11 protein-coding genes and 2 pseudogenes are annotated in these 17,260 nt (G+C 74.1%); 6 read left to right on the forward strand and 7 right to left on the reverse strand.

Annotated features, from left to right (window positions below; genetic code table 11):
• Positions 1 to 51 precede the first annotated feature (51 nt).
• The gene (locus tag ACWCWD_RS27660; protein ID WP_450776774.1) at positions 52 to 1,527 is read right to left on the reverse strand and encodes an extracellular catalytic domain type 1 short-chain-length polyhydroxyalkanoate depolymerase; all 1,476 of its coding nucleotides are present in this window, start codon (positions 1,525 to 1,527) and stop codon (positions 52 to 54) included.
• Between the two features lie 412 nt (positions 1,528 to 1,939).
• On the opposite strand from ACWCWD_RS27660, the gene ACWCWD_RS27665 reads away from it, so the two are divergent.
• The gene (locus ACWCWD_RS27665) at positions 1,940 to 2,806 is read left to right on the forward strand and encodes a 3-hydroxybutyrate dehydrogenase (protein ID WP_450776776.1); all 867 of its coding nucleotides are present in this window, start codon (positions 1,940 to 1,942) and stop codon (positions 2,804 to 2,806) included.
• A 377-nt stretch (positions 2,807 to 3,183) separates the two neighbouring features.
• Positions 3,184 to 5,079 (forward strand): helix-turn-helix domain-containing protein, encoded by a 1,896-nt coding sequence (locus ACWCWD_RS27670; protein WP_450776825.1) that lies wholly within the window; start codon positions 3,184 to 3,186, stop codon positions 5,077 to 5,079.
• Positions 5,080 to 5,180: 101 nt separating this feature from the next.
• Here the strand turns inward: ACWCWD_RS27670 and ACWCWD_RS27675 are convergent, their stop codons facing one another.
• From ACWCWD_RS27675 to ACWCWD_RS27700, 6 genes and pseudogenes are all read right to left on the reverse strand, one after another.
• Positions 5,181 to 6,131 (reverse strand): alpha/beta fold hydrolase, encoded by a 951-nt coding sequence (locus ACWCWD_RS27675; protein ID WP_450776778.1) that lies wholly within the window; start codon positions 6,129 to 6,131, stop codon positions 5,181 to 5,183.
• Between the two features lie 212 nt (positions 6,132 to 6,343).
• Positions 6,344 to 7,411: pseudogene (locus tag ACWCWD_RS27680) on the reverse strand (branched-chain amino acid ABC transporter permease); the annotation flags it as partial.
• A complete protein-coding gene (locus ACWCWD_RS27685; protein WP_450776780.1) occupies positions 7,408 to 8,295 on the reverse strand; it encodes a branched-chain amino acid ABC transporter permease in 888 nt (295 codons plus the stop codon). The gene ACWCWD_RS27685 and the pseudogene ACWCWD_RS27680, both read right to left, overlap by 4 nt.
• Before the next feature lie 152 nt (positions 8,296 to 8,447).
• A pseudogene (locus ACWCWD_RS27690) lies at positions 8,448 to 9,176 on the reverse strand (ABC transporter ATP-binding protein); the annotation flags it as partial.
• Positions 9,173 to 9,967 carry an ABC transporter ATP-binding protein gene (locus ACWCWD_RS27695; RefSeq protein ID WP_450776782.1) on the reverse strand — a complete coding sequence of 265 codons (795 nt, stop codon included), beginning with the start codon at positions 9,965 to 9,967 and terminating at the stop codon, positions 9,173 to 9,175. The gene ACWCWD_RS27695 and the pseudogene ACWCWD_RS27690, both read right to left, overlap by 4 nt.
• A 3-nt stretch (positions 9,968 to 9,970) precedes the next feature.
• The gene (locus tag ACWCWD_RS27700; protein WP_450776784.1) at positions 9,971 to 11,200 is read right to left on the reverse strand and encodes a substrate-binding domain-containing protein; all 1,230 of its coding nucleotides are present in this window, start codon (positions 11,198 to 11,200) and stop codon (positions 9,971 to 9,973) included.
• A gap of 524 nt (positions 11,201 to 11,724) precedes the next feature.
• Here ACWCWD_RS27700 and ACWCWD_RS27705 point away from each other — a divergent pair.
• The 4 genes from ACWCWD_RS27705 (at position 11,725) to ACWCWD_RS27720 (ending at position 17,204) form a co-directional block, all read left to right on the forward strand.
• Positions 11,725 to 12,588, forward strand: coding sequence for a CoA transferase subunit A (locus ACWCWD_RS27705; protein WP_450776827.1), 864 nt, complete (start codon positions 11,725 to 11,727; stop codon positions 12,586 to 12,588).
• Positions 12,589 to 12,590: 2 nt separating this feature from the next.
• A complete protein-coding gene (locus tag ACWCWD_RS27710; RefSeq protein WP_450776786.1) occupies positions 12,591 to 13,268 on the forward strand; it encodes a 3-oxoacid CoA-transferase subunit B in 678 nt (225 codons plus the stop codon).
• A 271-nt stretch (positions 13,269 to 13,539) separates the two neighbouring features.
• Positions 13,540 to 15,426: an ABC transporter ATP-binding protein gene (locus tag ACWCWD_RS27715; protein WP_450776788.1), complete on the forward strand. Its 1,887-nt coding sequence runs from the start codon at positions 13,540 to 13,542 to the stop codon at positions 15,424 to 15,426.
• Entirely contained in the window at positions 15,423 to 17,204 is a 1,782-nt protein-coding gene (locus ACWCWD_RS27720; protein WP_450776790.1) for an ABC transporter ATP-binding protein, read from the forward strand. The genes ACWCWD_RS27715 and ACWCWD_RS27720 overlap by 4 nt, the downstream gene beginning before the upstream one ends.
• The last annotated feature ends 56 nt before the right edge of the window (positions 17,205 to 17,260 follow it).

Here is a 17,260-nt window from a genome sequence, read left to right on the forward strand (position 1 = left end):
CGGCAACCCGCGTCAGCAACCGCCGTCAGCAGGCGGTGCCGACGACCCGTGTCAGCAACCCGTGTCGGCGAGGACGTAGGTGCCCGGAGCCGTCTGCTTCAGCGTGTGGGTGACGAACACGTTGTACAGCCCCATGTTCTGGTTCGAGCCGTTGGCGTAGGTGTACCCGCCGCTGGTGTGGGCCCGGCCCGCCGTCACGTGGGCGTAGTTGCTGGCCGTGGTGCAGGTGGGGGTGTATCCGGAGGTGGTGGCGGTGACCGCGGCGGAGACCGTACCGACGGTACCGTCGGCGGCGACCGCGGCGACGGTGTACGTGTACGACGTGGCGGCGGTCAGCCCCGTGTCGGTGTACGAGACGCCGGTGGGCGTGCCGACCTGGGTGCCGCCCCGGTACACGCGGTACGAGGAAGCGCCGGAGACGGCGGACCAGGTCAGCGGGACCGAGGTGTCGGTCGGCGTGCCGGCCGCGAGTCCGGCCGGTGCGGGAAGCTTCTCGCCGCCCTGGCCGGGGTCGGTTCCGCCGCCCTCCTGGTCGAGCCCCCAGAACTTCGCCGTCCAGTAACTGGAGCAGATGGTGTCGAGGAAGTAGGCGGCGGACGTGCCGCACTGCTCGGCGCCGGAGCCCGGGTCGACGGCGAGGCCGTGGCCCATCCCGCTGATCTGGTACAGCTGCACGGCGGGCTTCCCGGAGGCGTCGTCGTAGCTGGTCAGGGTGGTGCTGCCGGGGAGGGACGCGGTGCTGGACGGGGTCTGGGAGATGCCGTGGACGTTGGTCCACTGGTCGCGCAGCTCGGTCGCGTTGACCGGGTAGACGGTGTAGTCGGACGTCCCCTGCCAGATCGCGACGCGCGGCCACGGACCCGCGTAACCGGGGTACTGCGCGCGGACCTTGTCGCCCCACTGGGCCGGGGTGAGGTTCAGGCTGCCGTACTGGCAGGTGGACGCGGCGGTCTGGCTCGTCGCGCACTGCGCGGGCAGGCCCGAGGCGATGGAGCCGCCCGCGAAGAGGTCCGGGTACGCGGCGAGCATGTTCGCCGCCATGCCGCCGCCCGCCGAGAGGCCGGTGATGTAGACGCGGTCCGCGTCCGAGCCGTACAGCGACTCGGCCTTGGTGACCATCTGGGCGAGGGAGGCCGCCTCGCCCTGGCCGCGTGAGGTGTCCGCCGGGCTGAACCAGGTGAAGCAGGAGAGCGAGTTGTTCGCCGAGCTGGTCTGCGGGAACACCACGGCGAAGCGGTAGGTGTCGGCGAGCTTGGTCCAACCGCTGTTGGCGTAGTAGTCGTTGGCGGTCTGGGCGCAGCCGTGCAACGCCACGACGACCGGCGCGCCGGACGGAAGTCCCGCCGGGACGTAGGTGTACATGGACAGGTTGCCGGGGTTGGAGCCGAAACCGGTGACCGGTGTCGGACCGGCGGCGGCGGCCGGGTGGGCGAGGACGGTGGTGCCGGCGGCCGCGAGGAGCAGACCGGAGACGGCGAGGCGTCCGATCCGCCGCGCGAGGCGGCCGAGAGGAGTGGGGCGGCGCACGGGGTACCTCCGGGGGTGCGCGAGCCGTCGCCGGGTGACCGGGCGACGCGGCTCTGGGCGGTCGGTGCGGCGGGCGGCCCGCCGGGCCCCGGGTCCCGCCCGGTCCCGGCGGTGCGGGCCCCGTCCGTGTCCGAGGGGCGCCGGTCGCCTGCCGTGGGGGGACGTTAGGCGTGGCGCCGGGGGGCCCGACATGTGGACGCGCCCCATCCGGAACTCCGGGATGTGTGCGTGCGGACCGTTGTCCGGACCGGCGTACGGGGAGGTGCCGGGCCTGCACCGGGCCGGCGACCCGCCCGCGTGCGGCGCGCGGTGGTCCGGCCGGGCCCCATGGAGGGGGACACCATGACGGCGGAGGGAACTGTGTGGGCCGCCCACGTGTGAGCGGCCCGTCCGCCTTCCTACGGTGACGCCCATGGAGAGCACTTCGCGTCCCGCGGCCGGCCGCCGGACTGACGCCCCGGCCCCACCCCCCACCGGCGTCGCCGCCACGGGCGGGCCCCACCGGACCACCGGACCCGCATCACCCGACGGGCGGTTCCTGACCGGTCGCACGGCTCTCGTCACGGGAGCCGCGAGCGGCATCGGCCGGGCCTGCGCGGTGGCACTGGCTTCGGCGGGCGCGCACGTCCTCGTGGTGGACATCGACGCCGAGGGGGCACGGGAGGTGGCCCGGCTCGTCGGCGGGACCGCCGTGACCGCCGACCTGTCCGACCCCGAGCAGGTGGACGCGCTGGCCGTCGACGCGGTGGACGTGGTCGTCAACAACGCGGGTCTCCAACACGTGGCACCGGTGCACGAGTTCCCGCCGGACCGCTTCGCGCTGATCCAACGGGTCATGCTGGAGGCCCCGTTCCGCATCCTGCGCCGCGCCCTGCCGGGGATGTACGCGCGCGGCTGGGGGCGGGTCGTCAACATCTCCTCGGTGCACGGGCTGCGGGCCAGTCCCTTCAAGTCCGCGTACGTCGCCGCCAAGCACGGTCTGGAGGGCCTGAGCAAGGTGGTCGCCCTGGAGGGCGCGCCGTACGGAGTGACGAGCAACTGCGTGAACCCCGGGTACGTCCGCACGCCACTCGTCGAGGGCCAGATCGCCGACCAGGCCCGTGCGCACGGCATTCCTCCGGAGGAGGTGCTGGAGCGGGTGCTGCTGGAGCGCAGCGCCGTCAAGCGGCTGATCGAACCGGAGGAGGTCGGTGCGGCCGTGCTGTGGCTGTGCGGCCCGTACGCGGGGTCGATGAGCGGGGCGTCGTTGCCGATGGACGGTGCCTGGACGGCCCGTTGAGCGGTGTCCGGGCATCAAGCGGCCCCAGGTGGCCGACGGTGTCCGCCGCACGCGAGCGGCCGTCGGTGAAAGGCCAGTTCGCAGGGGGTGACGCGGAGGGCCCGGGCTGGCAGGGTGTCCGCATCATGGGACGCGCACCCCGACCGGCGCGGCCCCGCCCCCTCCCCTCCGCGGGCCGTACCGGTTCCGTCGCGGACCGGTGACCGGTGGAAGGGCGGGGGAACAGCAGGGAGACCGAGATGGACACCAGCACGGCAGGCGGTGCGCCACGGCGCGAGGCCGACCCTTCTCCCCCGCACTCGGGCGCCGTGCCGGTGACCGCGCCGGGTGCGGCGGCGGAATCGTCGGCGGCCCCTCATCTGCGGCGGCTGCTGGAGATGCTGGCCGACGACGCGCCCGCCGAGGCGCTGGGCGCCGTCACCGGGGAGGCGCGGCGGGCGGGCGTCCGTGGCGCCGACCTCGCGGAGACCGAGCGGGCGGTGGCCACGGCACTGCGGGTACGCGGTTCGCTGCGTGCGCACCGCCGCCGGGAGCTCGAACTGACCGCTCTCTTCGACACGGCGGGCGACCTCGCCGCTTCCCACGACCTCGACGAGGTGCTGCGGGCCATCGTCCGACGGGCCAGGATGCTGCTCGGCACGGACACCGCCTATCTGACCCTGCCGGACGAGGAGGCCGGGGACACCTACATGCGGGTCACGGACGGGTCCGTGTCACCGGTCTTCCAGAACCTCCGGCTCGAACTCGGCGAAGGGCTCGGCGGTCTCGTCGCGCAGACCACCCGCCCGTACGCGACCCCGGACTACCGCACCGACGACCGGTTCCGGCACACCCGCAACATCAACGCGGGGGTGTTCGAGGAGGGCCTGGTCGCCATTCTCGGCGTACCGCTGCTGCTCGGTTCGGTGCACGGTGAGGACCGCAAGGTGATCGGCGTGCTGTTCGCCGCCGACCGCACGCCACGGGCGTTCGGCCCCGAGGAGGTGGCGCTGCTCTCCTCCCTGGCCGCGCACGCCGCCATCGCCATCGACACGGCCCGGGCCCTGCACGACACCCGTGCCGCGCTCGCCGAACTCGCCGAGGTGAACGAGCTGGTACGGGCCCACTCGGCCGCCGTGCAGCGGGCCGAGGAGGCGCACGACCGGCTCACCGACCTCGTGCTGCGCGGCGGGGACGTCCGGGACGTGGCCGCCGCCGTGGCGGGACTGCTCGACGGGGCACTCACGGTCCACGATCCGGCGGGCCGCCCGCTCGCGGCCGTCCGGCAGGACGGCGGTCCCTTCGCCGCCGACTCGATGGACGCGGGGTGGCTGGTCGACACGGCCGAGGAGTCGCGTACGGCGGCCCGGGCGGTGGCCCGTTCGGGACGGTGGATCTGCGCGGTCCTGGCGGGTCAGGAGCTGCTGGCCATCATGGTGCTGCACCGGCGGGTCGCGCTGGAGGACTCCGACCGGCGGATGTTCGAACGCGCCGGGGTCGTGACCGGTCTGCTCATGCTGCTGCGGCGCACCGTGGCCGAGACGGAGAACCGGGTGCGGGGCGAGCTCGTCACCGACCTGCTGACCGACGCGGGCCGCGATCCGGCGCTGCTGGCCGAACGGGGCCGTCGGCTGGGCGTGGACCTGGACCAGCCGCATCTGGTGCTGGTCGCCGACACCGTGCCGGAGGCCCGGGACCGGCTCGGTTCGGCCGTCGCCCGCCATCTGTTCGGCTCGCCGGGCGGGAGCGCGAGCGCCGACCACGCCGGGGCGGTGGTGCTGCTGGTGACCGCCGACGGGCGGCAGACCCCGGAGCAGGCGGCGCGCGGCGCGGCCGTCCAGCTCGGCCACCTCACGGGGGCACCGGTCACGGTCGCCGCGGCCGGTCCGGCCTCGGGGCCCGCCGCCCTCGCGACGGCGCACGGGGAGGCGGTGCGCTGTCTGCGCGCCCTGCACGTGCTGGGCCGGCAGGGTGAGGGGGCGTCCGCGCGCCAACTCGGCTTCCTCGGGGTGCTGCTGGGAGACGCGAAGGACGTCGGCGGGTTCGTGCGGAGCACGCTCGGCCCGCTGCTCGACTACGACGCCCGGCGCGGCACCGAACTCGTCCGCACGCTCGCCGCCTACTTCGGCGCGGGCGGCAGTCTGACCCGCGCCAAGGACGCGCTGCACGTCCACGTCAACACGGTCGTGCAGCGCCTCGACCGCATCGAAGCGCTCCTCGGCGCGGACTGGAACCACCCGGACCGCGCGCTGGAGCTGCAACTCGCCTTGCGGCTGGCGCGGTTGAGCAGGTGAGGCGCGAGGAGGCAGAAGCCTTCCAGGGCCCGGGCCTCCTCAGCGTAAGCCTTCCGGAACCCGGGCCCTTCGGGAGCGCCGCCCCCGGAGCGTACGGCGGATCAGGCGGAGCCCGCGCCGTCGCGGCCCGCCGCGTCCAGCAGCAGCCGCGCGACGCGTGCCGCGCCCGCCTCGCCCGTCAGCACCGTGTAGTGGTTGGTGTCCGGCGCGCGCAGGGTGGTGAGTCCGGTGCCGCCCAGCGCCGCGGCGTCCAGGCGGTCCTGGTCGTAGAGCCCCTGGGGTTCGTCCATCAGGCCGCGGTCCGCCCAGAGCAGGGTGGCGGGGCCGGGCAGGTGGCGGACGGCGGCCAGCACGTCCTCGTCGAACAGGCCGACGCCGTCGGTGCGGACGGCCTCCAGGCGGCAGGAGGACCGCAGGTCCGGCTCGCGGCCCGTCAGGTCGCGCTGGATGTACGCGTCCACCTCGGGAGTCCACCGGTCCGCGAACGCGGGGTGCCCCTGCCAGAACGCCCGGTACGCGGCGCGGTCCGGGAACGTCATGGTCAGCCGGTCCATGGCCGGCCCGATGACGGCGGTCATCAGCTCGTCCGGGGAGAGGTGGGTGGGGGCGGGGAAGCCGACCCCGCCGTCCACCAGGAGCAGCGGGCCGAACAGCGCGGGGTGGCGCACCGCGGCGAGGGCTGCGGTGAAGGCGCCCATGGAGTGCCCCGCGAGCACCGGCCGGTCCGGTGCGAGGGCCTCCGCGACCGCCGCGGCGTCGTCGGCGTGGGCTGCTATGCCGTACGGCCCCGGCAGGTGCGCGCTGCCCGCGCGGCCGCGCAGGTCGGGGGCGACGAGGGTGGCGCGTCCCGCGAGATGGCGTGCCACCGCGCCCCAGGAGAGGCCGTTGGCGGTGATGCCGTGCAGGGCCAGCACCGTCGGTGCCTGCGGGTGGGAGGCGGGCCAGCGCAGGACCGCGAGGTCACCGCCGTCGACCGGGACGCGCAGTTCGTCGTGGGGCAGCGGGCCGGGGCCGGCGGGTGCGGCGGCGGGCGCCGTTTCGGCGGGGGTCACGACAGGTTCCTCTCTTTCGGGCCGGCAGCGGCATCGGCGTGACCGGCGGGGTCGGGGGCCGCCTCGACGGACGCCCCCGGAGCCGTACTCTGCCGGACGGCGGACCCGTCGGGAACGCCTCCGGTGTCCGGGCCGCCGTGGTGCGGTTCGGTGCGGGCACCCACCGGGGTGCGGGCGCCCACCGGGGTGCGGGCGCCGGGAGCGCGGTCGCCGGCGCCGCTTCGGGCGGTGCGTGCGGCGCGGACCCGGCCGGGCAGTGCGGCGAGACCGCCGGGCAGGACGTTGACGACGATCACGAAGAGCGCGCCGAGCAGGAACAGCGGCTGGCTGAGCGGCACCCGCAGGACGGCGGGCAGGTCGGCGACGGCGGCGGAGTTCGCCACGTCGCCGAGGCGGTGGTCGGCCCAGGTGTAGAGGATGCCGCCGAGCATCGGGCCCCAGCGGGTGCCGGAACCGCCGAGGACGACCATGACCAGCAGCGACAGGGTGAATTCGGAGCTGGTGGTGTGCGGGGTCGAGCCGCCGGTCAGCAGCAGGTGCACGATGCCGCCGAGCGCGGCCAGGCCGCCCGCCACGGTGAAGGCGACCAGCTTGAATCCGTACGGGCGCAGGCCCAGTACCTCGACCCGTCGCTCGTTCTCCTTGATGCCCTCCCAGACCCGGCCCGTCGGGGAGTGGGTGGTCCAGTGCACGACGACGAGGGTGAGGCCGAGGAAGGCGAGGGTGATCCAGTACAGGTTGGCGGTGTTCTGGATGCCGACGAGTCCGGCGGGCAGGACGTCGGCGGCGACCGCGCGGCCCTCCTCACCGCCCGTGACGCCGCCGGGGTCGCGGGCCACCACGATCGAGCCGGCCTGCGCGAACGCGAGCGTCACCATCGAGAAGCCGATGCCGGTGACCCGCAGGCTGACCGAGCCGAGCAGCACGGAGAGGACGAGGCCGAAGACCAGGCCGAGCACCGCGGACAGCCCGAAGGAGAGTCCGGCCTCCTGCATCATCGTGTTGGTGGCGTAGCTCCCCGCCGCGAAGTACAGCGCGTGACCGAAGGAGAGCAGTCCGGTGCGGCCGAGCAGCAGGTCGTAGCCGGTGGCGAGGGCACCGAACAGCAGGCAGAGCGCGATGAGTTGGAGGCTTCCCGCGCTGCCGACCGGCCCGTCGAGCAGCCCGGGGACGTCGACGGTGCCGTAGGGCAGGACGAAGAGCAGGACGAAGAGTCCGGCGGGCCACCAGCGCAGCAGGCGGCGGGCCGGGGCGCTTGCCGTGGCGGTGACGGTGCTCATGCGAGCCTCCCGGTGAGACCGCGCGGGCGCACCAGCAACAGGGCGGCGAGCAGCACGACGACCGCGAGGTCGCCGAGGCCGGCGGTGGTGTAGTAGTTGGCGAACTGCTGGATGAGTCCGATGGCGACGGACGCGACGGACGCGCCGGACACCGAGCCCATGCCGCCCGTGACGACGACCACGAAGGCGAAGATCAGCAGCGAGGTGCCCTGGCGGGGGTCGACCGAACCGAAGTAGAGGCCGCCCAGCGCGCCGCCGAGCGCGGCGGCGGCCCCGCCGATGGCGAAGACGAGGGTGAACGCCTTGCGGACGTCGATGCCGAGCGCCGTGACCATCGCCCGGTCCTCGACGCCCGCGCGGACCACCAGCCCGTGCCGGGTGCGGTCGAGGAAGAGTTTCAGGCCCGCCCAGACGAGTACGGCGGCGCCGATCAGGAGCAGCCGGTTGGCGGGGACGTGCGCGCCGAGTACACCGATGGTGTCCTTCAGCGCGTCGGGTCCGGGGAAGGTCAGCGGGTCGGTGCCCCAGATGCCGGAGAGCAGGGCGGGCACGCCGAGCGAGACGCCGACCGTGGCGAGGACCTGCTCGCGCGGACGGGTGTAGAGGGGGCGCACGACGACGAGTTCGAGCACGATCGCCGCGAGGGTTCCGACGAGGACGCCGAACACGACGGCCCACACGAAGCCGAATCCGCCGGAGCCCGCGCCGGGGAGGTTGCCGGAGGCGGCCCACCAGGTCGCGTAGGCGCCGATCGACAGCAGCGCGCCGTGGGCGAAGTTCAGCACGTCCATCAGGCCGAAGATCAGCGAGAGCCCGGAGGCGACGAGGAAGTAGAGCGCACCCAGGCCGAGGCCGGTCAGGGTGAGCAGGACGACGGTGTCCATCAGGCGTCGGCCTCCGAACGGTCGGGCCGCACCGGCGCGGACGCGGCGGCGTCGGCGGACGGGATGCCGGGTGCGGCGGACGGGATGCCGGGTGCGGCGGACGGGGTGCTGGGTGCGGCGTACGGGATGCCGGGTGCGGCGGTCCGGGTCGCGGGCGTGGGCGCGCGGCCGACGCCCAGCAGGCGGCGGGTGGCCTCCGGGTCGCCGAGCAGTCCGGCGGCGGGCCCCTGGTGGGCGGTACGGCCGTCCGCGAGCACCGTGCAGTGCGCGGCGAGCCGCCGGACCATGGCGAGGTTCTGCTCGACGAGCAGGACCGGTACGGCTTCGGCGGCGCGCTCCAGGACCTCGGTGACCTCGGTGACGACCTTCGGCGCGAGGCCCTTGGTCGGCTCGTCGGCGATGATCAGCCGGTTGCTGTTGAGCAGGGTGCGGCCGATGGCCACCATCTGCTGCTGGCCGCCGGAGAGCGTTCCGGCCAACTGCTTCGCCCGGACGCGGAGTTCGGGGAAGAGTTCGTGGACGAGCGGGTAGTCCGGTTCGCCGCCCGGGCGTTCGGCCAGCCGGAGGTTCTCGGCGACGGTCAGCCCGGCGAACACCCCCCGGTCCTCGGGGGCGTAGCCGATGCCGCGGCGCACCAGGGTGTGCGTGGGCAGGCCCACGGTCTCGTCCCCGTCCAGCAGCACGCTGCCGGTGCGCGGCACCAGGCCGAGCACGGCGCGCACGGTGGTGGTCTTGCCCGCGCCGTTGCGGCCGAGCAGGGCGGTGACGCCCCGGGCCGCGACGTCGAGGTCGACACCGTGCAGGATGTGCCGGCCGCCGATCAGCACCCGCAGGCCGCGGACGGTGAGCAGCGGCCCCCGGGTGTTCCGGCCGGCGCTCACAGGGCCGCTCCCAGGTAGGCCCGCTGCACGGTGGCGTCGGCGGTCACGGCTTCGGGGGTGTCCAGCGCGAGGAGGCTGCCGTGGTGCATCACGGCGAGCCGGTCGGCCAGGCCCAGCAGGACGTCCATGTGGTGCTCCACCATGAGTACGGTGCGGCCCTCGTCCAGGTGCAGGCCGCGGATCAACTCGGTCAGGGCGGGGACCTCTTCGGCGCTGACGCCCGCCATCGGTTCGTCGAGCAGCATCAGCCGGGGCTCGCCGACCAGCAGGACGGCGAGTTCCAGCTTCCGCTTCTCGCCGTGCGAGAGGGAGCCGGCGAGGGCGTCGGCCCGGTGTTCCAGGCCGGTCCGGGCCAGCACCCCGTCGACCTGTGCCTGGTAGCGGGAGGCCCGCCGCCAGATGCGGTACGAGCCGCCGCCCGCGGCCTGCGCGGCGAGCCGGACGTGCTCGGCGACGCTCATCGCGGGCCACAGGCTCGACGTCTGGAAGGTCCGGCCGAGTCCGCGCCGCGCCCGGGCGTGCGGAGCCTCGCCCGTGATGTCGGTCCCGTCGAGGAGGACGCGGCCGGCGGTCGCCGGGACGAGGCCGCTGATGAGGTTGAACAGCGAGGTCTTTCCCGCCCCGTTGGGGCCGATGAAGGCGAGGAACTCGCCCTCGTGGACGTCGAGGGAGACGTCCTGGAGGATGGTCGCGCCGCCGACGGTCCAGCCGACGGACTCCAGGCGGAGGACGGGGGCACCGGTCGCGGTCCCGTCCGGCCCCCGCCCGGTGCTCCGGGGTGCTGCGGTCATGGATCAGCCCGCCAGCGGCTTGACGGGGGGAACCACATCGCCCATCGGGAGCTTCTTGATCAGCTCGGGCACCGCGGTGGCACCGCTGCCGACGAGCTTGGCCTGGAACATCGGCTGGAGCATGGCGTGGTCCTCGGCGCGGATCCGCTGCTCGCCCTTGACGCCTTCGAACGTCCAGCCCTCCAGGGCCTTCACCATGGCGTCCACGTCGTCGCCGCCCTCCTCGACGGCGCGCACGATCATCTGCGCGGCGCTGAACCCGTCGGGGGTGAACAGGTCGGGGGTGCCGCCGGCCTTCTCGACCGAGGTGGTCATGGCCTTCTCTGCCCCGGTGCCCGCGGCTCCGGCGAAGTAGTGCGCGAGGAAGGTGATCTTCTCGCCGCCGGTGCCGAAGACGGGGTACGAGGCAGTGCCGGCCAGTCCGGTGGTGACGGTGGACGAGGAGAGGACCCCCTGCTGGTCGAGCGCGGTCCACAGGGCGGGTGCGGTCGCACCGGCCCAGGCGACGAAGACCAGGTCGGGCCCTGCGGACTTGACCTGGCGGGCGAAGGGGGTCAGATCGGTGGCGCTCGGCGGTGCGAGCACCGCCGACACCTGGGCGCCCTCGCCGCCGAGGACGGCCTTGACCGCGGCCACGTTGGCCTGGCCGAAGGTGGAGTCCTGGGCGAGGACGGTGACCTTCTTGCCCTTGGCGTCGCCGAGCATCGCCGCCGCGGTCAGGGTGTCCTGGTAGGACTGGCGGCCGGACCGGAACGTGTACTCGTTGATGCCGGTGACCGCGTCCGTGGCGGCGGGTCCGTCGATGAACAGCACCTTGTTCTGGGCGGCCAGCGGGGCCATCTGGAGCGCGATGCCGGAGTCGGTGGAGCCGGCGATGATCTTCGTGCCCTTGCCGATGAGGTCCTTGGCCGCGGCGACCGCCTTGGAGGCGTCGCCCGCGTCGTCGCGTTCGGTCACCTCGATGGTGCGGCCCCCGGCCTTGCCGGTGCCTTTGGTCGCGTACTCCAGTCCGGCTCTGAAGCCCTCGATGTACTGCTTGCCGTAGGCGGCGAGCGGACCGGTCTTGGAGTAGACGAGACCGACGTCGACGGTCTTGGAGCCGCCGGAGTCCGACGTGTCGGAGCCGGCCGTGCCCGCCCGGGCGCAGCCCGGGACGAGGAGGGCGGACACCGCGAGGACGGCGAGCGCGGCGAGGGTTCCGGTGCGGCGGGGGCGGGCTGGGTTGGCAGGCATGGGACCGGCTCCTGGGGAAGTGGGGGCCGCACCGGTCCTGTCCCGGTCGTGCTCCCTTCGGGCGGGGCACTTCTGCGCGGACGGCGGTGGCGGCGCGGTTTTCCGACGGTTGGGACGGTAAAAGTTGGCCACCGGCGCCGACATGGTGCCGTGCACCGCACCTGTGGCCCCACTCATGTGCCCGGCCCACATGGCGGCTCCGTCCCGGGGGCGGCGATCGTGAACGGCGGGCGGCCCCGGGCACGGCGTTCCCCGCCGCCCGGTCACCCGACCCGGCACGCCCGGTGTGCTCGGCACGCCCGGTGTGCTCGGCACGCCCGGTGTGCTCGGCACGCCCGGTGTGCTCGGCACGCCCGGTGTGCTCGGCACGCCCGGTGTGCTCGGCACGCCCGGTGTGCTCGGTGCGCCCGGTGAGGACCGCGCCGACGGTCCGCCGCGGGGCCGTCCCGCTCACGTGAACCGCGCCGACGCCGACGCCGCCGGCCCGGGCCCCTCTCCCCCTCATGGAAAGCAGGCACAAGAACATGGACAAGGTGGTGGACTCCGCCGCGCAGGCGGTGGCCGGCGTTCCCGACGGCGCGTTGCTCGCCGTCGGCGGCTTCGGCGTGTGCGGCATCCCGTCCGCGCTGATCGCCGCGCTCGTGGGGGCGGGGACCGGGGGCCTGCGGGTCGTCTCCAACAACTGCGGCCTCGACGACTGGGGCCTCGGCCTCCTGCTGCGGGCCGGCCGCATCGCGCGGATGACCTCGTCGTACGTCGGGGAGAACAAGGAGTTCGCCCGTCAGTACCTCTCCGGGGAACTTGAGGTGGAGCTCACCCCGCAGGGCACTCTGGCGGAGCGGCTGCGCGCGGGCGGGGCGGGGATCCCCGCGTTCTTCACCCCCGCCGGCGTCGGCACGCAGGTGGAGGAGGGCGGCCTGCCCTGGCGGTACGCCGCCGACGGCACGGTCGCGGTGGCCTCTCCGCCCAAGGAGGTACGGGAGTTCCGCGGCGGGCGCTACCTGCTGGAGGAGGCGATCACCGCCGACTTCGCCCTGGTGCGTGCCGCGGTGGCCGACCGCCACGGCAACTGCGTCTTCCACGCCGCCGCCTCGAACTTCAACCCGCTCGTGGCCATGGCCGGCCGGGTCACCCTGGTCGAGGCCGAACGGATCGTGGAGGCAGGTGAGCTGGACCCCGGTTCGGTGCACCTGCCGGGCGTCTTCGTGGACATGGTGGTCGCCGCCGATCCGGAGGACCGCCGCATCGAACGCCGTACGGTCCGCGTCCCGGCCCCCGCCGTCGGCGGGCCGTCCCGCGCCCGCACGCCCGCCGCCACGGCCGCCGGTCCCGACGGGGCCGCCCCGCACCCCGACGAGACCGCCGCCCCGGCGGGGACGGAGAACTGACGATGCCTCTCGACCGCGACCAGCTCGCCGCCCGCGCCGCCCGTGAACTCCTGGACGGGAGTTACGTGAACCTGGGCATCGGCCTGCCCACCCTGGTCCCCGGCCATCTCCCGGACGGCGTGCACGTGGTGCTGCACTCCGAGAACGGAATCCTGGGCGTCGGGCCGTACCCGGTCGCCGGGGACGAGGACCCGGATCTGATCAACGCGGGCAAGGAGACGGTGACCGTGCTGGCGGGCGCCGCCTACTTCGACTCGGCACTCTCCTTCGGCATGATCCGCGCGGGCCGCATCGACGTCTCCGTGCTGGGCGGCATGCAGGTCTCCGCCCGGGGCGACCTGGCCAACTGGACCGTGCCCGGCAGGATGGTGAAGGGCATGGGCGGGGCGATGGACCTCGTGCACGGGGCCCGGCGCGTCCTGGTGGTGATGGAGCACACCGCGAGGGACGGCAGCCCGAAGATCGTCGAGGAGCTCACGCTGCCCGCCACCGGCCGCCGCGTGGTCCACCGGATCATCACCGATCTGGCCGTCGTCGACGTGACCGGGGACGGGCTGGTCCTGGTGGAGTGCGCCGAGGGCGTGACCGAGGACGAGGTCCGCGCCGCGACGGGGGCACGGCTCCTCACGCGACCGCCCGTCCGCGACCCGGCCACCACGGCTGCCACGGCTGCCGTCTGAGGCGCTCCGGGTCGCGAGGTCTCCGGCGATTCGACTGCCGGGCGATTCGGCTCCCAGGAGATTCGGCCATCGGGAGATTCGGCCGTCGGGCAATCGGGCTATCGGGCGAAAAGGCACCGATCCACGGAAAACCATTTGCCCGGAGCGGAAGGAGAGGCAAGCCTTGTTGTTTGCCCCTCACCACTTCGGTCAAGGCTGTCCCGCTCTTCCTGGCGGGACGGCCTGTGGCCCGTCGCCGGTGGACTCCGTCCTTTCCGATTCTTGGGACCTCATGCAGATTCGTGATCTTCCGTACCGGGACCCCGGCGATCCTGATGTCCGGTCCGGCCCGCGCTTCCTCCTCTGGCTCGGCCGCAATCAGCTCAAGGGGCAGCTCAAGGCGCTCTCCTGGGGGCTGTTCCACCAACTGGCCCTCGCCGGTCTGCCGCTGGCGACCGGACTCGCGGTCCAGGCCGTCATCGACGGGTCCGGCGGCCGGCTCGTGCTCTCCGGGGCGATGATCCTGCTCCTCGGTATCGGCATCGCGCTCGGCGACACCATGCTCCACCGCACCGCCGTCACCAACTGGATCACCGCGGCCGCCCGGGTGCAGCAGCTCCTCGCCCGGCGGACCGCCGAGCTCGGCTCGGCGCTGACCCGGCGGGTGGCGGCGGGCGAGGTGGTATCCGTCTCGACCGGCGACGTCGAGAAGATCGGGTGGTTCGTCGAGGCGCTCTCCCGCTTCGCCGCCGCGGCCGCGGCCCTGGTGCTGATCTGCGTGGGGCTGGTGGTGTACCTGCCGTCGCTGGGCGTCCTGGTGGCGCTCTCCGTACCCGTACTCGCCCTGGCGGTCATACCGTTGCTGCCCCGGGCGACCCGGCGGGCGGATCTCCAGCGGGAGAAGGCGGGCAAGGCCACCGAGCTGGCGTCGGACACCGTCGCCGGGCTGCGGGTGCTGCGCGGCATCGGCGGCGAGGACCTCTTCCTCGACCGCTACCGCCGCGCCTCCCAGGAGGTCCGCCGCGCGGCCGTGCACAACGCCCGTATGTGGTCGCTGATCTCGGCGGTCCAGGTGCTGCTGCCCGGCGCGCTGCTGATCGCGCTGGTCGGGTACGGCGCCGGGCTAGCCCGGGACGGCGAGATCCGGGTGGGGCAGCTGGTCACCGTGTTCAACTCGGCGGTGCTGCTGCTGTTCCCGATGCGCCAGTTCACCGAGATCGCCATGGCCTACTCCTTCTCCCGTCCCTCCGCACGACGCGCGGTCCGGGTGCTGGCGCTGCGCCGGGACACGCGTCCCGCCGCCGTCGATGCCGGAGACGTGATCCCCTCGGGCGATCTGTACGACCCGGTCACCGGGCTGCTGGCCCCCGAGGGCCTCCTCACCGCGGTGGTCTGCGGCGATCCCGACGAGGCCGGACGGCTGGCCGAGCGCCTCGGCGGCCACGCCCCGGCCGACGGGGAGACGGACGGCACGCCGGAGGGGAACGCCGCGCCGTCCGTCCTGCTGGGCGGTGTCGCACTGGACGAACTGCCGCTGGAGCGGGCGCGTACCGCCGTCCTGGTCCAGGACAAGGAACCGGTGCTGCTCTCCGGCACGCTGCGGGAGCTGCTCGACGTGCCCGCGTCGGGAGCGGTGCGCGCCGAGGACGCGCTGGCGGCCGCCCAGTGCGCCGACGTACTGGCCGCGCTCGCCCAGGCGTCCGTCGACGCGGACGGCGACCCGATGGACACCCACATCACCGAGCGCGGGCGTTCGCTCTCCGGCGGACAACGGCAACGGCTCGCGCTGGCCCGTTCCCTGGTCACCGACCCCGATGTGCTCGTCCTGGACGAGCCGACCTCGGCCGTGGACTCGCACACGGAGTCCCGGGTCGGCGCCGGGATCAAGGAGTTGCGCCAGGGCCGGACGACCGTGACGTTCGCTTCGTCGCCGTTGCTGCTCGACCTCGCCGACCGGGTCGTGCTGGTCCACGACGGGACGGTCGTCGCGGCCGGAAGACACCGCGAACTCCTGCGCACCGACCCGCTCTACCGCTCGGTCGTCACCCGGGAGACCGAGGACGAGACGGCGGCGACGACGGCCGTAGGGACCGGGCCCGCGCCCGGCGCCGGTGCGGACAGTGTCGTGGACGAGCTGAACAGCCTCCGGGAAGCCGGAGAGATCGAGGAGAGGGCATGATCGGCCTCGCACCACCGACGTACGACCCGGCCGCACCGACGACGGCCACCACCCTGCCGGTGGGTTCGGCCGCGACCGTGCGGGCCTACGTCCGGGACCTGTTGCGGCGTCACCGCAGGGCTTTCGCCGTGCTCGTCGCGGCCAACGCGGTCGCGGTGATCGCCTCCGTCGTCGGGCCGTACCTGCTCGGCGGGCTGGTGGAGGATCTCGCGGACGGGGTCACCGAGCTGCACCTGGAGCGCACGGTGGCGATCTTCGTCATCGCGCTGGTGGTCCAGACACTCTTCACCCGGACGATGGGGCTGCGCAGCGCGATGCTCGGCGAGGAGATGCTCGCCGACCTGCGCGAGGACTTCCTCGTACGGGCGGTGGGCCTGCCGCCGGGCGTTCTGGAGCGGGCGGGCACGGGTGACCTGCTCTCCCGGATCACCACGGACATCGACCGGCTGGGCAACGCCATGCGCGAGGCCGTGCCGCAGCTCGCCATCGGGGTGGTCTGGTCCGGACTGCTGATCGGCGCGCTCACCGTGACGGCGCCGCCGCTGGCGCTCGCCGTCCTGGTGGCGCTGCCGCTGCTGCTCACCGGCTGCCGCTGGTACTTCCGGCGCGCCCCGTCCGCGTACCGTTCGGAGTCCGCCGGGTACGCCGCGGTGGCGGCGATGCTCGCCGAGACCGTGGACGCGGGACGGACCGTGGAGGCGCACCGGCTCGGCGCGCGCCGGGTGGCCCTGTCGGAGCTGCGTGTTTCGCAGTGGACCCGGTGGGAGCAATACACGCTCTTCCTCCGGTCGGTGCTCTTCCCGGTCATCAACCTGACGTACGTGACGGTCCTCGGCAGCGTGCTGATGCTGGGCGGCTGGTTCGTGCTGGAGGGGTGGCTCACCGTCGGTCAGCTGACGACGGGCGCGCTGCTGGCGCAGATGCTGGTCGATCCCCTGGGGCTGATCCTGCGCTGGTACGACGAGTTGCAGGTGGCCCAGGTGTCGCTGGCGCGGCTGGTGGGGGTGCGCGACATCGAGCCGGACGCCGGTGACGAGTCGGTACGCCCCGAGGGCCGGGAGGTCCGGGCGGACGAGGTGAACTTCGGTTACCGCTCCGGGGTGGACGTGCTCCACCGGGTGTCGCTGGAGGTGGCCCCGGGCACCCGGCTCGCGCTGGTCGGCCCGTCGGGGGCGGGCAAGTCCACGCTGGGCCGTCTGCTGGCGGGCATCTACGCGCCGAGGACGGGCGGGCTGACACTGGGCGGCGCGGAGTTGTCCCGGATGCCCGCGGAGCGGGTACGGCAGCACGTCGCGCTCGTCAACCAGGAACACCACGTGTTCGTCGGTTCGCTCCGCGACAACCTCCTGCTGGCGCGGAACGGTGCCGAGGACGCCGAACTGTGGGCATCGCTCGCGGCGGTGGACGCGGACGGCTGGGCGAGGGCGACGGCGGACGGCCTGGACACCGAGGTGGGTTCGGGTGGCCTGGCGCTGACTCCGGCGCAGGCCCAGCAGATCGCGCTGGCGCGGCTGGTGCTGGCCGATCCGCACACCCTGGTGCTCGACGAGGCGACCTCGCTGCTGGACCCCCGTGCGGCCCGGCATCTGGAGCGGTCGCTGGCCCGGGTGCTCGAAGGCCGCACGGTGGTGGCCATCGCGCACCGGCTGCACACCGCGCACGACGCGGACGTGATCGCGGTCGTGGAGGAGGGCCGGATCAGCGAGCTCGGGAGCCACGACGAGCTGGTCGCGGCGGACGGCGCCTACGCGGCGCTCTGGCGGTCCTGGCACGGGTGAGCGTGGGCCCGGGCCCGCCCTCCGCCCGGGCCGCGTCGAGGGCGATGCCCTCGACG

Source organism: Streptomyces sp. NPDC001493 (assembly GCF_053597235.1).